17 protein-coding genes are annotated in these 18,255 nt (G+C 62.9%); 4 read left to right on the forward strand and 13 right to left on the reverse strand.

What is annotated here, in order from left to right:
• Window positions 1-7 precede the first annotated feature (7 nt).
• From ACZYTC_RS06610 to ACZYTC_RS06645, 8 genes are all read right to left on the reverse strand, one after another.
• On the reverse strand, window positions 8-403 hold the full coding sequence (locus ACZYTC_RS06610; protein WP_434956838.1) for a DUF930 domain-containing protein: 396 nt from the start codon (window positions 401-403) through the stop codon (window positions 8-10).
• A 363-nt stretch (window positions 404-766) separates the two neighbouring features.
• On the reverse strand, window positions 767-1,174 hold the full coding sequence (locus ACZYTC_RS06615; RefSeq protein WP_441773486.1) for a DoxX family protein: 408 nt from the start codon (window positions 1,172-1,174) through the stop codon (window positions 767-769).
• 201 nt (window positions 1,175-1,375) lie between these two features.
• A complete protein-coding gene (locus tag ACZYTC_RS06620; RefSeq protein ID WP_434956836.1) occupies window positions 1,376-2,143 on the reverse strand; it encodes a proteasome-type protease in 768 nt (255 codons plus the stop codon).
• A 148-nt stretch (window positions 2,144-2,291) separates the two neighbouring features.
• Entirely contained in the window at window positions 2,292-3,104 is an 813-nt protein-coding gene (locus ACZYTC_RS06625; protein ID WP_434956835.1) for an ABC transporter permease, read from the reverse strand.
• Window positions 3,101-3,940, reverse strand: coding sequence for an ABC transporter permease (locus ACZYTC_RS06630; protein ID WP_434956834.1), 840 nt, complete (start codon window positions 3,938-3,940; stop codon window positions 3,101-3,103). Before ACZYTC_RS06630 ends, ACZYTC_RS06625 begins: the two co-directional genes overlap by 4 nt.
• A gap of 61 nt (window positions 3,941-4,001) precedes the next feature.
• Complete coding sequence (locus ACZYTC_RS06635) at window positions 4,002-5,117, reverse strand: ABC transporter substrate-binding protein (protein WP_441773487.1); 1,116 nt, start codon at window positions 5,115-5,117, stop codon at window positions 4,002-4,004.
• 97 nt (window positions 5,118-5,214) lie between these two features.
• Window positions 5,215-6,348 (reverse strand): ABC transporter ATP-binding protein, encoded by a 1,134-nt coding sequence (locus tag ACZYTC_RS06640; protein WP_441773488.1) that lies wholly within the window; start codon window positions 6,346-6,348, stop codon window positions 5,215-5,217.
• 118 nt (window positions 6,349-6,466) lie between these two features.
• Window positions 6,467-7,375 carry a LysR substrate-binding domain-containing protein gene (locus ACZYTC_RS06645; RefSeq protein WP_488989153.1) on the reverse strand — a complete coding sequence of 303 codons (909 nt, stop codon included), beginning with the start codon at window positions 7,373-7,375 and terminating at the stop codon, window positions 6,467-6,469.
• Window positions 7,376-7,509: 134 nt separating this feature from the next.
• Between ACZYTC_RS06645 and ACZYTC_RS06650 the strand changes: the two genes are divergently transcribed.
• The 4 genes from ACZYTC_RS06650 (at window position 7,510) to ACZYTC_RS06665 (ending at window position 12,170) form a co-directional block, all read left to right on the forward strand.
• On the forward strand, window positions 7,510-9,078 hold the full coding sequence (locus ACZYTC_RS06650) for a zinc-binding metallopeptidase family protein (RefSeq protein WP_488989154.1): 1,569 nt from the start codon (window positions 7,510-7,512) through the stop codon (window positions 9,076-9,078).
• A gap of 17 nt (window positions 9,079-9,095) precedes the next feature.
• The gene (locus ACZYTC_RS06655; protein ID WP_434956829.1) at window positions 9,096-10,028 is read left to right on the forward strand and encodes a dimethylarginine dimethylaminohydrolase family protein; all 933 of its coding nucleotides are present in this window, start codon (window positions 9,096-9,098) and stop codon (window positions 10,026-10,028) included.
• A 32-nt stretch (window positions 10,029-10,060) separates the two neighbouring features.
• The gene (locus tag ACZYTC_RS06660; RefSeq protein WP_488989155.1) at window positions 10,061-11,473 is read left to right on the forward strand and encodes an FAD-binding oxidoreductase; all 1,413 of its coding nucleotides are present in this window, start codon (window positions 10,061-10,063) and stop codon (window positions 11,471-11,473) included.
• A 397-nt stretch (window positions 11,474-11,870) separates the two neighbouring features.
• Window positions 11,871-12,170, forward strand: a complete 300-nt coding sequence (locus ACZYTC_RS06665) for a hypothetical protein (protein ID WP_488989156.1) — start codon at window positions 11,871-11,873, stop codon at window positions 12,168-12,170.
• 39 nt (window positions 12,171-12,209) lie between these two features.
• On the opposite strand, the gene ACZYTC_RS06670 is transcribed toward ACZYTC_RS06665, so the two are convergent.
• The 5 genes from ACZYTC_RS06670 to ACZYTC_RS06690 all read right to left on the reverse strand — a co-directional run bounded on the left by ACZYTC_RS06670 (window position 12,210) and on the right by ACZYTC_RS06690 (window position 18,185).
• The gene (locus ACZYTC_RS06670) at window positions 12,210-13,049 is read right to left on the reverse strand and encodes a transglutaminase family protein (RefSeq protein WP_488989157.1); all 840 of its coding nucleotides are present in this window, start codon (window positions 13,047-13,049) and stop codon (window positions 12,210-12,212) included.
• Between the two features lie 16 nt (window positions 13,050-13,065).
• Window positions 13,066-14,007, reverse strand: coding sequence for an alpha-E domain-containing protein (locus ACZYTC_RS06675; protein ID WP_434956825.1), 942 nt, complete (start codon window positions 14,005-14,007; stop codon window positions 13,066-13,068).
• Between the two features lie 60 nt (window positions 14,008-14,067).
• Complete coding sequence (locus ACZYTC_RS06680) at window positions 14,068-15,483, reverse strand: circularly permuted type 2 ATP-grasp protein (RefSeq protein WP_454814230.1); 1,416 nt, start codon at window positions 15,481-15,483, stop codon at window positions 14,068-14,070.
• A gap of 205 nt (window positions 15,484-15,688) precedes the next feature.
• Complete coding sequence (locus tag ACZYTC_RS06685) at window positions 15,689-16,915, reverse strand: MFS transporter (protein ID WP_434956823.1); 1,227 nt, start codon at window positions 16,913-16,915, stop codon at window positions 15,689-15,691.
• A gap of 355 nt (window positions 16,916-17,270) precedes the next feature.
• Window positions 17,271-18,185 (reverse strand): LysR family transcriptional regulator, encoded by a 915-nt coding sequence (locus ACZYTC_RS06690; RefSeq protein WP_488989983.1) that lies wholly within the window; start codon window positions 18,183-18,185, stop codon window positions 17,271-17,273.
• Window positions 18,186-18,255: the final 70 nt, after the last annotated feature.

Genomic DNA, 18,255 nt, shown 5'->3' on the forward strand with positions numbered 1-18,255 from the left:
CGAAGGATCAGTGGATGGAGAGGCCGTGGGAATCCCATTGGTCGCGCGGCACGGCTTCGCCGATCCTGTAGTCCAGAGATATCACCTTCATGCGATCGGGTGTCGCTTCGCAGCTAAAGGAATATTGGTACCAGATCCCGCCGCTGCGGAAGGCGCCGCCATCGCCCTTGAGGGTGTCGCCCGTCACATGGGGATCCCCCAGCGCATAGGCGATGACGCTGTCGGGTTTGTAGGGCCGGGATTCGTGGCGCAGCCTTTCCATCAATTCAATGTCGCAGGCCTGCTGAAACCGATCGGCGGGAGCCAGTTTGGCGAGACCGGCTTCGGTCCGGTTGTTCTGGCGCGCTAGAGCAGGTGTCAGGGTAAGGGCGATCAGGGCGATCGAAAGCAGCGTCGATTTCATTCATCCAGTCCGGGCGGAGACAGGCCTATGCCGGATCGCATGAACGACCGGCACGGGCCCGGTATTGGCCATGATCCTCACCATGCATCGCGCGATCGGGCAAAGGCCCGGGAAGCGCGCTGCATTTGGAATGGAGGGGCCGGAACAACAAGCGTTTCGTGACCACGCTTCCTGTTCCAGGCGACCAGCCCCGGTGGCCGAGGTGGCCATTTCCATGGCGAGGAGGATCGGCCCAGGCGAAATGGGTTCGGTTTCAACCCAATTCAATCCCGCGCCGATTCAGGGAGCGCAACCTAACGCTTCATCCGCCCCTTGTCGATCCATGGCGGACCTGGATATCCGCATGGTGGCTGCGGTTCGATCCTACCGTCTGCGTGCCGAATCCACGCTGATCGATCCGGGGCCGGCGAAAACGAAATAGAGGAAGAGGAAGCAATAGAGGATGGCGGCGTCTCCGCCATTCAGCGCCGGGAAGAAGGATTTCGGTGCGTGGAACATGAAATAGGCCACCGCCATCTGCCCGGAAAGGATGAAGGCGACGGGGCGGGTGAACAGGCCGATCACGATGAGCAGACCGCCAAAGGCCTCGAGAATGCCGCCGAACCACATCAGGCTGAAGAGCGCGATCTCGCGATCGGGCGGGAGTGCCGGAAAACCGAACAGCTTCTGGGTGCCGTGCGCCAGGAAGATCAGGCCGGCGACGATGCGAACAAGGGAAAGGATGGTCGGCGCATAGGCCTGGAGGGTCGATTGCGTCGATGGTTGTGACATGCTGCTCCGTCCGTGGATGGCTAAAGCGTTTTGCTCTAGGGGAAGAGCAGCCTTAGGTCACCCGCTGGTGTCTTTCCAGCCCGCGCGACCGGCAAGGCGATCACGAACCATCACGTTCTTGTTTAACTTCATTCCAGACTTGACGGATTTTCCACGGCGTCCCGCTGTCTGGCCGTAGGACATGCGCCGATGCGTTATGGTTCAGGGCGTGTCGAGCACGCCTGTCTTGCCGATGATGTAGGGCGGTCTGGGAATGGCGATGTGGGCCGCCCGCAAGGCTGCCGACCAGCGTTCGCGCAAATCGTGGAAATAGGGCTCGCCCGGCTCGATGCGATGGCTGATCTCGGATTTGAGCGCGTCGCGCCGCACGGTGAGAATGTCGATCGGCATGCCGACGCCGAGATTGGAGCGCATGGTGGAGTCCATCGAGATCAGGCCGACCTTGAGGGCATCCGGCATTTCCGTCTCGTAGTTCACGGCGCGGTCGAGGATGGGCTTGCCATATTTGTGCTCGCCGATCTGCAGATAGGGCGTATCGACCGTAACCTCGATGAAATTGCCGGCAGAATAGATCATGAAGAGTCGCATCTTGCCGCCCTTGATCTGTCCGCCGAACAGGAAGGCCACGTCGAAGCGGCTGTTATGTTCCTCCAGGCTGCGGCCATCGGTGGCGTAGACGGCGCGGATGGCCCGGCCGATCAACTGAGCGGCCTTGAACATGCTGGGCATGCTCATCAATGTGTCGACGGCGCCGGTATCGGGATTTTCCAGGCCCTCCTGGATGTGGTCCAATACGGCCTGGCTAACGGACAGGTTGCCCGAGGTGCAAACCGCCAGCACGCGCTCGCCCGGCTCCTCGAACACGTGCAGCTTGCGGAATGTGGCGATGTTGTCGATGCCGGCATTGGTGCGCGTATCCGCGATCATCACCAGGCCCTCGCGAACCGAAATCCCGACGCAATAGGTCATCGACTGAACTCCCAAGCCGCCCGCCGGCGGTGCCCCCATGCGAACCCGAACCCCAGGCTGCAGCGATCTTCCCATAGAGCAAGATTCGTTTGCCGCCTACGGGCGCAACGTCGGTCGAGACAGCGGCAAAAGGCGGCAGGGCAACCTTTTAGTGCTTCGGCGCGGAACGCAGGCTCGAATAGACCATGCGCAGGACCAGCACCAGCGTGGTCAGCACGATCAGGATGACGGAGATCGCGGCGATGGCCGGATCGATGTTGTCGCGTACGCCGCTCCACATCAGCCGGGGCAGGGTGATGGCGTTCACGCTGGTGATGAAGAGGGTGACGCCGATTTCCTCCCAGGACAGCACGAAGGAGAGCATAGCCGCCGTCAGCAGCCCGAACTTGATGTTGGGCAGGATGATCCTGGTGGCGCGCTGCCAGACGCTGGCGCCCATGCCGCGGGCGGCCAGATCGATGCGCCGGTCGACCTGGCTGAGCGAGACCAGGATCAGCACCACGCAGAAGGGGACGATCATCACCACATGGGCCAGCACGACGCCGAGCCAGGTATCGAAACCGATGGCGGAGCTGACCTGGGACAGTCCCGTGAGCAGGAAATAGAGCGTCATCGCCGAAACGACCGGCGGCACGATCATCGGCAGCAGCACGAAGCCGACAAGGGCCGCGCTGAAGCGGGGGCGGAACATCCAGATGCCGACGCAGAACAAGGTCGCCAGCGTGGTAGCAAGCGCCGACGAGACCACGCCGATGCGGATGCTGAGCAGGATGGCATTGGCCCAGTCCGGATTGGTGAAGAGCGTACGGTAATGGGTCAGGGCATAATTACCGTTGGGCATCGACAGATAGCGGGCCGCCGTGAACGACACCGGCACCACGGCCAGCAGTGGCAGCAGCAGGAAAATGGCGACGAGGGCGGCCGCGGTGAGCGCGATCAGGCCGGGGCGGTGCGACGTCATTTGGACACTCCCGTATCGCCGAGGCGGGCATAGCGGAACAGCAGGCCCATCAGCACCGCCACGATCACCACCAGCGTGACGCTGATCGCCGCGCCCAGGCCCCAGTCCGGGCTCTGGAACATGCGCAGATAGATGAGTTCGGCCACCATCACGCTGCGGCCGCCGCCGAGAATGGCGGGTGTGACGAAGAAGCCGAGGGCGAACACGAAGACGATGAGCGTGGCGCCGATGATGCCGGAAAAGGTCATCGGCACGAAAACGGACCAGAAGATGCGCATCGAACCGGCTCCCATGCCGCGTGCCGCGAGGAAGACGCGCTCATCCAGGCTGCGCATGGCCGAGGCCAGCGGAAACACGGCGAAGGGAATAAGAAAATGCGACATGCCGATGATGACGCCGAATTCGTTGCGCACCAGCGTCAGCGGCTCCGAGATGAAGCCCAGACTCTGGAGCCAGCTGTTGACCAGGCCGCGATTGGACAGCAAAGCGAGCCAGCCGAAAGCGCGGGTCAGCACCGAGATCCAGAAGGGGATGAGGATGCACAGTTCCGCCAGGCGCTGCTGCATCGGCGTACCGCGCACCCAGACATAGGCGATCATGTAGGCGGCGATGACGGTGATTACCGTCACCATGGCGCAGATACGGAAGGTGCGCAGGAAGACCGAGAGCACCAAGGGATCGCCGGCAAGCCTTTGATATTGCGTCAATCCCGGTTCGGGCAGCGTGATGCTCCATTGGGCCACGCCAAGGAAGGGAATGAGATAGACCAACGTCAGGAACGCCAGAAGCGGTCCTGCCAGAACCAGGAATGAGAGCGAAGACAAAGGCTTGTGCATGAAAGCTCTCGCATGTCTTCACTGCCCGGGCTTGGGTCCTGCCCGGGCAGTGGATGAAAGGTCAGGCCGAAATGATCTTGGTGTAGGCATCCAGCGCCGCGCCGTAATTTTCGGCATACCAGTTCATGTCGAGCGCCACCTGCTTGCCGATATTGACCGGATCGACCGGGTTGAGGCGCTTCTGATCGGCGGGGATGAGGGCGTCGGTCGCCGGATTGGCGGGGCCCTGTCCGAGCATGTCGAACATCACCAGCTGCTTCTTGGGATCCTGCGCGCTGGCGATGAACTTCATCGCATTGTCCTTGCCGCCGGGGTTGTTCTTGATCACCGCCATGGCACCAGGCGAGATCAGGCCCTGGTCCCAAATGAACTTGACCTGCCCGCCGGAATCCTTTTCCAGGATGGAGGCGCGGGTCGACCAGATCAGGGCCATCGAAGCATCGCCGCTCAGCAGCACCTGCTGGCTCTCGGCGCCGCCACCCCAATAGGACACGATGTTTTCCTTGAAGGCGGCCAGCTTGTCGTGCGCGCGCTTGAGGTCGAGAGGGTAGAGCTTCTCGGGTGCGACGCCGTCACCCAGCAAGAGCGCCTCCCACATGCCGGCGCCCCATTTGTAGAGCGAACGCTTGCCCGGGAATTTCTGCACGTCGAAGAAATCGGCCATGCCGGTCGGGGCCTTGTCGCCATATTTGGAGGCGTCATAGGCGATGATATAGGAGAAGAAATAGGTCGAGGAGGCATGCTCCCAGCCAAAGCCAGGCCGGAACTTGGACTTGTCGACCACATTATAGTCGATGGGCTCGAGCATGCCCTGCTTGCCCAGGGAAATGGCGGAGAACGGGTCGGCGTCCACGATGTCCCAGGTCGGCTTGCCGCTCTTGGACTGGGCGATGATGCCGCCCTCGGTCGGGCCGCTGCCATCCTCCTTTACGGTGATACCGGTATCCTTGAGAAAGGACTGGCCATAGGCGGCATCGTAGGCCTTGATTGCGTCACCGCCCCAGTTGACCAGCACCAACTGGCCGCCATCGGCACGGGCCGGATCGGCGCGCAGGGCGAAGGGCGCGCCGGCAAGCACCATGGCGGCGAGCTGGGCGAAGCGCCGGCGGCTGATCTGGCCGGCTTCGACCTTCGAGGCGAGGATTTCGAGACAGTCTTTCTGGAAGGCTTCATTCATAGCCGATGTTCCCCTGTTGGGTCTCTGAAGGCGGATGGTGGGAATTATGCTTTAATTGCTTGTTCTTGTTGGATTTACCGTCGGATAGAACTGGGGCTCAGGCCTCTTCGGGCAACAGGAAGCCCTTGCTCTTCGGCCAGGTAAGCCAAAGGTCCGGCCCGTTCGCCAGGGCTTGTGTCGCCTTGTCCGTCGGCAGGGTCAGGCTGACCGGCGTGCCGCTCCTGGTCGCAAGGGACAGTTTGGTGGCGGAGCCGAGATAGGTCGAAGCCGTCACGGTGCCGGCCAGGCAATTGACGGCGTCCGCCTGAGGGGTCACCGAGATATCCATATGCTCCGGGCGGATGGCCAGGATGCCGGTCTTGCCGACATGGGTCTGGGACGGCACGTCGAGCAGGACTCCATCGCAGGAGCCGCGGGCGTTGCCGGCTTCCCGCTGGACGTCGTGCAGCGGCAGGAGGTTGATGTCGCCCAGGAATTCCGAGACGAAACGGTTGGTCGGCTTCTCATAGACCTCTTGCGGCGTGCCGACCTGCAGGAGTTGGCCATGGTTGAAGATTGCCACATGCGAGGAGAGTGCCATCGCCTCGCTCTGGTCATGCGTGACGAAGATGAAGGTGGTGCCGAGTTCCTCGTGCAGGCGCTTGACCTCGTCCTGCATCGAGTTGCGCATGTTCTTGTCGAGGGCGGAGAAGGGCTCGTCGAGCAGGAGCACAGGCGGCTCGAACACCAGCGCCCGCGCCAGTGCCACGCGCTGCTGCTGGCCGCCGGAAAGCTTGGAGGGAAGCTTGTGGCCATGGCCGGAGAGGCCGACGCGGGTCACCATCTCGCCGACGCGGCGGCGGATCTCGTCGCCGGGCATCTTCCGGATATGCAGCGGGAAGGCGATGTTCTGTTCCACCGTCATGTGCGGGAAGAGCGCATAGCCCTGGAACACCATGCCAAAGGCGCGCTCTTCGGCGGAGAGAGTGGTGATATCGGTCCCGTCGCGGGTGAGGCGACCGACGGTGGGCTTTTCGAAACCGGCGAGGATCATCAGGAAGGTGGTCTTGCCGGAGCCCGATGGCCCGAGCAGGGTGAGGAACTCGCCGCGGGCAATGGTGAGCGAAACGTCCTTGAGCGCCGCGAACTTGCCGAATGTCTTGCCGATGCCTTGGGCCCGGATCTCGGCAGCGTGTTCGATGCTCGAATGACCGGCTGCCTTGCCGGCCGCTACCCCGCCGCTTTGCGCCATGCATATCCTCCCGGAAAACCGTTCAAAGCCTAAGCGTGATTATCGTTCACGACAATTGAATGTTGTTGCCTCTGGGGAAAAATTTGATTCACCCCAACGGGTAGCCCGCTACAGGCGCTCAAGCATAATTGGAACGATGCGTCGAGCTGGTCTGCGCCAAAGCCGACTTCAACCAATCCGCGAAGGCCTGCGACACGGCATGGCCGGCCTTGGCATGCTCCATCACCAGGAAATAGGAGCGGGGGGACTTGATGGCGAGGTCGAAGGGGCGGACCAACTGGCCGGCCTTCATGGCGGTGTTGCAGGTCAACTCGTCTCCCATGGCGATGCCTTGGCCGGCGGTGGCCGCGGCGAAGACGAGATTCATGTCGGAGAAGATCATGCCGCATTCGGCATTGGGATTCTCGACATTGGCGAGCGCCAGCCAGCGCGTCCAATCGTCGAAGTCGCCCAGGTGAAGCAGCGGCGCCCTCAGCACGTCCGAGGGCTCGCTGAGACCACCGACCTTGTTGAGCAAAGCGGGACTGCACAACGGTGTGAACTGCACTTCGCACAGCAGTTCGACGGCCCGGTTGGGCCAGTTGCCATCACCGAAGGTGATGAAGAGGTCGACATCGGGATTGGAGACGTCGTCGAGCCGCCGCGGCGTCACCACGCGCAATGACACGTCGGGGTACATCTCCTGGAATTCCGCGATATGGGTGCACAGCCACAGCGATGCGAAACCAGGGGTGCAGCTCACCTGTAGCGTGCCGGCGACGCCCCTGCCGCCATATTGTAGCGAGGCGTCGCCGATCACCGTGAGCGCCTTGCGCACTTCGTTGGCATAGTGGCGCCCGCGCGCGGTCAGCATTACGCCCTTGCCGTTGCGCTCCAGGAGATCGAAGCCTAGATCGCGCTCGAGCAAACGCAATTGATGGCTGACGGCGCTGCGCGTGAGAAAGAGTTCTTCGGCGGCGCGCCAGACACTGCCGTGGCGCGCGAAGCTGTCGAGGGCGCGCAGGGCTTGGGTGGAGGGAATACGCAAAGGAGGCTCCGGAAATCTCGCGCCCTGGGTGGGTACCGAATTGGTGAATGGAATTTGCTCAAACAAGCAAAACTTATCACTTTTTGATAGCGTTGTTCACCGCTTATCCTCCATGGCAATCAGGGAGGTGGAATGTGACCAGTTCAGCTCAGCAAACGGCGCTCGCGCATGTCGATGCCATCGCCGGTGATCTGTCGACCTGGACGCGCACCATCTTCGACCTCGGCGAGACGGCCTGGCGCGAATACGAATCCGCGCGCTGGTATGTCGATCTCCTGCGCCGGCATGGCTTTACCGTCGAGGAAGGTTCGGCCGGCATGCCGACGGCCTTCTGTGCGCACTGGACCAGCAAACCTGGCGGGCCTGTTATCGGCATGTATGCCGAATATGACGCGGTGCCTGGCAATTGTCAGGATGCGGCCACCGTCAAGCGCCCGCGCCCGGGCCTCAGCGAGCACGCCGGCGGCCACACCGACCCCCATTCGGCGCTGGGCACCTCCAGCCTTGGCGGCCTGCTCGCCACCAAACAGGCGATGGAGCGCCACGGCCTCGCCGGCACGCTGCGCTTCACTGGCGAACCGGCCGAGAAGGTGAGGGGATCCAAGCCCCTCCATGCCGCCAAGGGCTATTATGACGGCCTCGACGGCATGCTCTCCTTCCATCCCTTCTACATGCTGCCGATGTGCAACACGGTGCGTTGGGATACCCATTGCGGCGCCGCCTATTCGATGATCTACCGCTTTGTCTGCGACGAGCCGGAAGCCTGGAACCGGGCGGCGGGAGCACCGATCCCGCAATCGCATTCCGCCGCGCGCGCGCCCGGCGCCAATGACGCGCTGATGATGATGTACATGGCCTCCAAGGCCCTGCGCGATTCCATGCTGACCCATCAGGGCGGCTGGTCGATCAGCGAGGCGATCCTGACGGCCGGCCAGGCGACGGCGGACAATCTCCCCGCGGGCCTCGCCGAGATCCAGTACATGATGCGCATGCCCACCCTCGACATGGCCGAGCAGGCGACTGCCATGCTCGACCGCAATGCGGAGATGGCGGCAAAGATGACCGGCTGCCGTTACGAGCGCCACTGGGTGTGCAAGTCGCGCCCGGGCCTGGCCAACCATGCCATCGCCAACGTGGTGTGGGACGCGATGTCAACGGTTGGAGCGCCGCATTGGGGCGAGGAAGCCTGCCGGCTCGCCCGCGAGATCCAGGTCAATCTTGGCCTGGAGCCGATGGAAAAGCCCTTCCTGGCCGAATGCGAGCGTTTGATCGCCCCGCAGGAAGCCGAGGCGATCCTGCGGCGGGATCTGCCGCCCTCGCAGCTCAACTCGACCTCGGACGACTATACCGACATGAGCTGGCATGCCCCGACGGCGCGCTTCTACGTGGCCCGGCCGGCCCTCAGGGCGCCGGAGGGCTACACCTATCCGGGCTGGGTGATGAATGCGCTGGGCGGCATGCCTGCCACCATCGATCCGATGGTGACGACCGCTGCCAAGACGATCGCGCTCTCGGCCCTTCGTCTGATCGAGGACGGGGAGGCGCGCGCCGCCGCCCGTCGCGAATTCGAGGAACGTACCGGCGGCGGCGTCGGCGGCTCCAATTGGATCCCACCGCTGGCCGATTATCCGCCGCCGATCGGCTTTCGCTGGCCTGAATATGTCACCACCGTTCGCGGGCGCGAATGGTGGATCCCCACCTGATGAAAAGAGAAACGATCATGAACCGCATAGAACAGATCCATGTCGACGACGCCTTCACCCTGCGTCGCAGGAATCTCGCCGGCGGCACCAAGCCGCTCAAGCATTGGGGCTTTCGCAACGAGACCGACCGCCTGACCGACGTTCTGCTCGGCTCTCCGGCCTATCTCCGGCATATGGCGACCAGTTCCTTGTCGCGCAAGCATCTGCGCGAGGCGCCCTGCAACATCCAGACGGCGCAGGCCCAGCACAAGGAACTCGCCTCGGCCTATGAGCATTTCGGCGTCAACATTCACTGGCTGGAGCCGGAAGTCGAATTGCCGATGCAGGTCTATACGCGCGATTCCAGCGTAATGACCCCCTATGGCGTCGTCATCACCGCCATGGCCAATTGGTGGCGCCGGGGCGAGAACTATGCCGCCATCCGGGCCTATGAGAAGATGGGCATTCCGATCTACGACATGGTGACGGCTGGCACCTTCGAGGGCGGCGATTTCAACGTGATCGAGGAAGGTTGCGTGCTGATCGGCTGCGGTGGAGCCCGCACCCAGGAGGAGGGCGCCCGCCAGGTTGCCGAGTGGTTCGAAAAGGAAGGCTGGGAAACCCGGCTTGCCTTCATCGACGAATATTACGTCCATATCGACCTGATGGTGGTGCCGATCGCCCCGAAGCTGACGGCGGTATGCCTGGCTTGCACCGAGCCCGGTATCGTCGACTGGCTGAAGGCCAAGGGCCATGAGATCATCGATGTACCGTTCCAGGACACCATGGCGCTCGGCTGCAACTTCATGTCGCTCGGCAATGACCGGATCATCGCGCCCACCGCGAGCAAGAGCCTGATCGGCCAGCTCAAGGCACGCGGATTCGAGGTTGCGGCCGTCGACACCGGCGAGATATCCAAGACGGGCGGCGGTATTCATTGCATGGCGCAGGCTCTGCGCCGCGCGGCCTGAGCGCTCACGGCGAAAAGTAATGGGGTAAGGCGATGATCGCGCAGGAAAACGGGCTGCCGGCGGACTTTCTGTCCGATCTCGCCTCCATCGTCGGTGCCACGAATATCCGTACCGGCGCGGCGATCGCCGAGCTCGACCCAGGCGAAGAGCCGGATAATCTCGGCGCCTCAGCCGTCGTCTCGCCGGCGACGACCGGGGAAGTCGCTGCGATCGTCAGGCTTTGCCTGCGCGACGGCGTCTCGATCGTGCCGCAAGGTGGTCGCACCGGTCTCGTCGGCGGCGGTATCTCGACGGCGGGACAGGTCGTCGTATCGACACGCCGCTTGAACCGGATCGAGCGGCTCGACGCCGATGAGCGCGTGGCGGTGGTGGAGGCCGGCTGCACACTTCAGGCTCTGCAGGAGGCAGCACTCGTCCATCATCTCGAACCCGGCATCGACCTCCCGGCACGGGGGTCGGCCAGCATCGGCGGCATGATCTCCACGAATGCCGGGGGCATCATGGCCTTCCGCAATGGTGTGACGCGCCATCGCATCCTCGGCCTGGAAGCGGTGCTGCCGGATGGGTCTGTTTATTCCGATCTCACCCGGGTGGTGAAGAATTCCGCCGGATACGATCTCAAGCATCTATTGATCGGGGCCGAGGGAACGCTCGGCATCGTCACAAAGGTGGCAATCAAACTGGACGCCGTACCGAAAGCCCATGCCGTCGCCCTGTTCGGTTTCGGCTCGGTGCCCGCGGCACTTGCCGCCATCCGGCGCGCCCTCGACGCGCGGGTCGGCGAATTGCGCGCGGCCGAGGCGATGTGGGCCGATTACTTCCGTTATGCCGCCCGCCATTTCGGTTGGTCGGCGCCCGACTTTTCCTTCGACCACCAGATCTATCTCATCCTTTCCCTGGGCGGTGCCGACGAAGCGGCACTGCAGGAAGAACTGGCGGCGATCTATGAGGAATTGCTGGACGTCCATCCCGAGACCAGCGCCGTCTTGGCGAGTTCGCTGGCGCAGGAGCAGGCGATCTGGCGGCTGCGCGAGGAATCCGCAGTCCTCTATGTCGATTATCCCAACTCGCCGAGTTTCGACGTCTCGCTGCCCTTGTCACAGGTGGACGACTATGTCCGCGCCAGTGTTGCCGGCCTGGCGGGCGTCTCGCCAGGGCTCGCTCCCTTTGTCTTCGGCCATCTGGGCGACGGCAATCTGCACATCATGCTCAACCGGGCGGCGGATGCGCTGACGCCCGACGATATCGCCGGCGTGGAGGCCGTGCTTTATGGCGGCATCCGCTTGCGTGGCGGTTCATTCTCGGCCGAGCACGGTGTCGGCTCCAAGCGTATCCATGCCCTCTACGCCACGGCCGATCCGGTCAAGCTGGCCTTGATGCGATCGGTCAAGGACCTGCTCGACCCCTCGGGTCTCATGAACCCCGGCAAGGTGCTCGCTTCCTGACACGCCGAAGATGTGCTGACGCCGATCTGACGCCTTGCCTATCTCGAGCTCAAGCTGGGTCGGATGACGATAGCGGGAGCTTGACGCTGGAAAAGTCGTCGGGACAGCACCATACCTCTCTCGACGCCAAGAAACTACTTTCCTGTCACGTCGATAGCATATTATGCTTACCTAATCCGAATAGGGCATTGCTTCCTTCGTGGAGAATATGCTCACTGTCGGGGCATTTTCTAAAGAAGGAGATCGAGCTTCCCGGGTGTAAACGCCCTTCTTTCGGAGGAGCTACGACACAAGGCAATGCTCGAACAGATACGGTGAAGCGAGGGTCGGTCGCGCAGGCGGGTGCGGCCAAATACCGGGTTCCGGTGACAGAGCATCGGCATACTTGGAGAGGACAATGTTCGTGATCTGGCCTGTCATCGTAGCGATGGCGCTAGGGGTTGTGTGCGGAACCTTCGTTCCCGTGCTGGCCTTCACGGTCGTCGCCGTGGTCGCGTCTGTCGGCAGCGCCATCGTTATCTGGGTGGCCGGCTTCGGCCTTGGCGTGGCCTTGATCGACATGGTGGCGATCGCCGTGACCCTGCAGGTGGGCTATGTTGTCGGTATCCTCGCTTTGTTTGCCATCAGCAAGCTTGCGCCGAAATTGCGTCCGGGCGCAGTGCGCTACGAGCACGAACACGATTCCAGCCTGCCTTGACACTCCATCGACACTGACACGGGCGGTCGGGTTTAAAACTCAGCTCTGTGACTGATGCTGCGCCTGCGGGCGCTCGCCCTTTTCAGCGATATCGACCGTCACCTCCAGGCTTTCGCCATCGCCGCCGTAATGGGCGCCCCGGACCGGCGCAGCGCCAAGATAGTCCAGGCCGACCGCGACACGGACATGGTGGACCGTCGGACAGACCGGCAGCGTCGGGTCGAAGCCGACCCAACCCAGACCTTCGACATAGGCCTCGGCCCAGGCATGGCTGGCGCTGCCTTGCTGCGCCTGAGGCTGCCACAGCAGCCCGCTGACATAGCGGGCCGGGATGCCGAGCGTGCGGGCGCAAGCGATGAAGAGATGGCTGACGTCCTGCGCGACGCCGTTGCCGGCGGCGAACGCCTCCACCAGGCTGGATGCCAGTCGTTTCGGATCGCGGCTGACGTCAATGCGCTTATGGATCGCTTGCATCAGGGCATGGCAGGCGGCAAGACCGCCCTCGGCCTCGCTTACGCTCTGGCGGGCGAACGCCTGGATCGAGACATCGGCACGGGTGAGATCGGTATCGCGCAGATAGAGGGAGACGGGGAAGCGCTCGACGACGCCGAGCAGCACACCGGCATTGTCATGGGTTTCCACCTCGCCCTCCACGCGCACCGTCAAGCTGTCGATGCTGCCGATCACCGCGAAGGCATGGCTGATATTGCCGAACGCATCCTCGGCCTGGCTCAATCTGACATCCTGGTCCACGTCGATGCGCCAGCGCACCACATGCTGGCCGTCATGCGAGCGTGGGGTCAGGCGAAGGGTCTGGATCACGGATTTGGCCGGCCGCTCGTAGCGATAGACGGTCTCGTGGGCGACGCAGATGCGCATGGTCCGTAACAGTCTCTCAGATCAGATATTGCTCGGCGATCGCCGCACTTAGATTGTTGTTGTCGGTGATGAAATCGGTGATGAAATCATGCAGCCCGGACTGGAAAACCTCGTCGATACTCAGATTTTGGAGGCGCGATTGGGTCACGCGCACCAGGCGCTGGGCCGGGCCCTGCCGGCCATAGACCTGTGCGAGTTGATCGAGATTCCCATTGAGGTTCTCATAGCATGAAGCGAGGGAACGTGGCATCTGCGTGTTCAGGATCAGAAGGTCGGCGACCAGCCACGGCTTGAGGCTTTCCTTGTAGACCCAGTGATAGGCGGTGAGGGCGGAGACGGCGCGCAGAATGGCCGTCCATTGGAAGTAATCGAGACTGCCGCCGACGCTTTCGGACGGTGGCAGCAGCACATGATATTTGACGTCGAGAATACGTGCCGTGTTGTCGGAGCGTTCCAGGAACAGGCCGAGGCGCGCGAAAGCGTAGGCATCGTTGCGCAGCATGGTGCGATAGGCCGAGCCGTCGAACATCAGGGAGACGCCCTTGACCCAGTCGAGGAAGCGGGAGACTTCCTCGCGGCTCATATGCGAAGGATTGTAGCGCTTGAGCTGGAGCCAGGAGTCGTTGATGGTCGACCACATCTCCGCGGTCAGCGCCGTGCGGACGCCGCGGGCATTGGTGCGTGCCATCTCGAAGCAGTTCCGGATCGAGGAGGGGTTCTCGGCGGAGAAGGCCAGGAACTCGGTGACCGTACGCTCATTGGCCTCCTCATAGGCGGCAAAGAAGGCTGGGCCGCATCCCGCCGTCTCCACCGCACTCTCCCATTCCGTGGTCAGGCCGCCATAGGAGGCCGGCAGGGAGGACAGCCGATAGGCCGCATCGAGGATGCGGGCGAGATATTCGGCCCGTTCGACATAGCGGGCCAGCCAGAACAGATTATCAGCGGTACGCGACAGCATGGCTCTTCGTCCGAACGGGAGGAGGCGGGAGGAGCGATAATAGACAATGCATGGCCTGCCTCATCGGTCCAGGATCCAAGTATCCTTGGTACCTCCGCCCTGGCTGGAATTGACCACCAGAGAACCTTCCTTCAAGGCCACCCGGGTCAGGCCGCCCGGCACGATGCGGATCTTGTCCGAGCCGGTGAGGACGAAGGGGCGAAGGTCGACATGGCGGGGGGCAATTCCCTCCTCGACGTAACAGGGACAGGTCGAGAGCGCCAAGGTCGGCTGGGCGATATAGCCGAAGGGGTGGGCCTTCAGCTTGGCGCGGAAATCCGCGATCTCGGCCTTGCTGGCATGCGGGCCGATCAGCATGCCATAGCCGCCTGATCCCGAGACCTCCTTGACCACCAGGCTTTCGAGATTGTCGAGCACATAGGCCAAGGCTTCGGGCTCGCGGCAGCGATGCGTCGGCACGTTCCGTAGGATCGGCTCCTCTCCGAGGAAGAAGCGCACGATGTCAGGCATATAGGAATAAACGGCCTTGTCGTCGGCGACGCCGGTGCCGACGGCATTGGTCAGCGTGACATTGCCGGCGCGGTAGGCGGTCATCAGGCCGGGAACGCCGAGAGCGGAGTCCGGGCGGAAGGCGAGAGGATCGAGGAAGTCGTCATCGATCCGCCGATAGATCACGTCGACCCGGCGGGGCCCCTCGGTGGTGCGCATATAGACGATCTCGTCCCGCACGAAGAGGTCGCGCCCCTCGACGATCTCGATGCCTAGGCGATCGGCCAGGAAGGAGTGCTCGTAATAGGCCGAGTTGTACATGCCGGGGGTAAGCAGCACCACGACCGGATCGCGCGAGGCCGAGCGCGGGGCGATCGAGCGCAACGTGGCGAGCAGTTCGTCCGTATAGTTCTCGACCGGGGCGATGCGGTGGCGTGCCACCACTTCCGGGAACAGGCGCATGGTGACTTCGCGGTTCTCCAGCATGTAGGAGACGCCGGAGGGCGTGCGCGCATTGTCCTCGAGCACGTAGAATGTATCGGCGTCGACGCGCACGATGTCGATGCCGGCAATATGGACATAGACGTCGTGCGGTACGCTCTGGCCCGCCATTTCGGGGCGGAAGGCGGGATTGTTGAAGATCAGGTCTTCCGGCACCACGCCGGCGCGTACCACTTCGCGTTTGCCGTAGACGTCCTTGATATACATGTTGAGCGCGCGCACGCGCTGTTCGAGGCCTCGCTTGAGCGTCGCCCATTCCTGCGCCGCCAGGATGCGTGGGATGATGTCGAAGGGGATGAGGCGCTCGGCGCCGGCCTTGTCGCCATAGACCGCGAAGGTGATGCCGATGCGCCTGAACAGCAGCTCGGCCTCATTGCGTCGATGGGTCAGTAATTCCTTTGGGGCCGTGGACAGCCACTGCGCGAGATCGGCGTAGGCGGGTCGAATGGAACCGTCGCTCAGTGTCATCTCATCGAACGCCGCCATGCATTCCCTCCAGATGTGCAATCTGGCGTTACATTGAGCGAGATCGTGCAAGGCGGCAAGCGGTCTGCGCATATCGATTGATGAGATCGTAAGCAGAATTGCGGATTTGCCTACCGCAAAGGCAACTTGCCTGCCGCGCTGGCATCGTTTGCCTGAAATGGCGGCTGAAGCCTCCGGTGCGGTCGACCTATCAGGGGGCAGTCGGTTACCGGGGATTGACGAGTGAGGCCGGCAGGCGCAACACGGCGAGACCGCCAATAGCGATGAGAGCCGCCACGCAGTAGAGCGCAAGCGATGAGCTCTGAGTCGCATCGCGCATCCAGCCGATGAAATAGGGGGCGAGGAAGGCTGCGACATTGCCGAGCGAACTCACAAAGGCGATGCCGGCTGCCAGGACAGCCGCAGACATGAAGGCAGGCGGTAATTGCCAGAACAGGGGCAGGGAGGTGCTGGCGCCCATGCCGGCAAGCGTCAATCCGAGCATGGTCGATACCGGATTGCCGGGATCGAGGCCGACGATGGCAAGACCGCAGGCGGCCATCAGCAGCGGAATGCAAAGATGCCAGCGGCGCTCCCTGAACCGATCCGATGAAAGGCCGACGGCGAGCATGAAGACGCAGCCCGCCAGATAGGGCACAGCGCTGAGGAGCCCGATCCTTATGTCGCTGGTAATGCCGGCGCCATTGATCAAGGCCGGCGTCCAGAAGGCAATCGTGTTCACGGCAAGCATCACGGCGAAATAGATGCCGACCAGTTGCCAAACCCTGGGATCCCGAATGCATTGGGATAACGAGATATTCGCTGTCGGCTTCTGTTCGGCAGCGAGGGTTGCCATCAGGTGGTCCTTCTGTGGTTCGCTCAACCACGAGGCATCACGCACGGTGTCCGGTAGGGCGGCGTAGACCACGAAGGCGAGCAGGATGACGGGCAGGCCTTCGAGCAGGAACATCCACTGCCAGCCGCGCAAGCCTGCAATGGTGTTGAAGCTTTCGAGAATGCTGCCCGAAATCGGGCCGCCGAGCAGACCGGCTGCCGGTACGGCGAGGGCAAAGAGCGCCGTGATCTGGCCGCGTCGGCGCTGCGGAAACCAGCGGTTGATGTAGACGAGAACCCCTGGGAAAAAGCCGGCCTCGGCGATGCCGAGAAGGAGACGCAGGCCGTAGAACTGCTGGGCGGAGGTCACCAGGAAGGTCGAGGCCGAGAGAACTCCCCAGACGAGCATGATGAGGGTGATCCCGCGCCGCGGGCCGAGCCTGTCCAGCATCAGATTGCTCGGCACGCCGAACAGGGCGTAGGCCACGAAGAACAGGCCGGCGCCCAGGCCATAGGCGGTGTTGCTGAAGCCGAGATCGGATGTCATCTGCAGCTTGGCGAAGCCGATATTGATGCGGTCGAGATGGGCGAAGACGTAGCACGCCAGCAGTAGGGGCATGATCCTCCACGCGGTGAACCGATGGATTGCGTTTCCAACTGCCTGGGTATCCAGATCGATCGCGAAGTCCCGCGCAGCGACATCCCCTTGCGAATAGCCCTGATTTGCCACGGCTTCCTCCTGTCGCCCTCGATTTGTCGCCTCGAAGCACTCATCATTGCCGAGAAGACCGAGTGGGATTTTTAGATATTTAATATGTTAATTAATTAATGGATAATCCCATTCGTGCCCGATGGCAAGGGCATGGCATTCCGGCCTGGATCGCCGCGGCGCGCAGGCGGCTTCTGGATAGCCGGGTCAAGCACGGCTATGCCAGTTCAAGGCGTTTCCTTCTTAAATTGCCCGCATTACGCCTTCAGAGGCCGACCTCGTTGCTCATCAAGCGGGAAAGGTTCGCGACGAGTATGTCGATGGCCGCACGCACGCGTAGCGGCAGCAGGGGCGAGCGCGGCCAGAGGGCATGCACATCGAAGGCCAGGCCCGGATGCTCGGTCAGCACCCGGACCAACTCGCCCCTGCGTACACGGTCGGCCGCCAGCCAGCACGGTATCCAGGCAAGGCCCGCTCCGGCCACCGCCGCATCGGCGACCGCGTCGAGAGCATCGAAGATGAAGCGGCTCCTGGGCATGATCTCGACGGAAGGCCTGCCTTGTACCGGAAACAGCCATGACCGGGGCTGACCTGAACGGCCGTAGAGAATGGCGTGATGGTCGGCGATGGCGGCGAGGGTGAGGGGGGCGCCGTGCTCGCGCAGATAGGCAGGTGCGGCGCACACCGTCATGCGCTGCTGGGCGACACGGCGCGTGATCAGGTTCGCGTCGGATTCGAGGGCACCGTTGCGAATGGCGAGGTCATAGCCCTCCTCGATCAGATCGACGCGCCTGTCGTTGAAATTGAGCTCGAGTTCGAGAGCCGGATGCTGGGCCGCGAGCTTGAGCAGAAGCGGCGTGACGCAGGCACGTCCGAACAGGGCCGGCATGGTGACGCGCAGCCGGCCACTGACGTCGCGCCGGCCGCTGTCGAGCATGGCCTCGCCGTCGCGGATCTCGGCCAGCGCCCGCAGGCAGCGCTCATAGAAGACCTGGCCGTCCTCGGTCAGCGCCTGGCTGCGCGTGGTGCGATGGAACAGGCGGGCGCCCAGCCGTTCTTCGAGCCGGGCGATCGATTTGCCGACAGCCGATCGCGAGAGGTTGAGCCGTTGGGCAGCGGCGGCAAAGCCGCCAGCCTCCACCGCTTCGACGAAAACCGAGACACCCGTGAGACGATCCACCATTGCAAGAACGATCTTGTAGATAAAACAGAACCAATGAACGGAAATTATATCGCCACTGGTGCTTGAA

This window comes from Labrys sp. F242 (assembly GCF_057813875.1).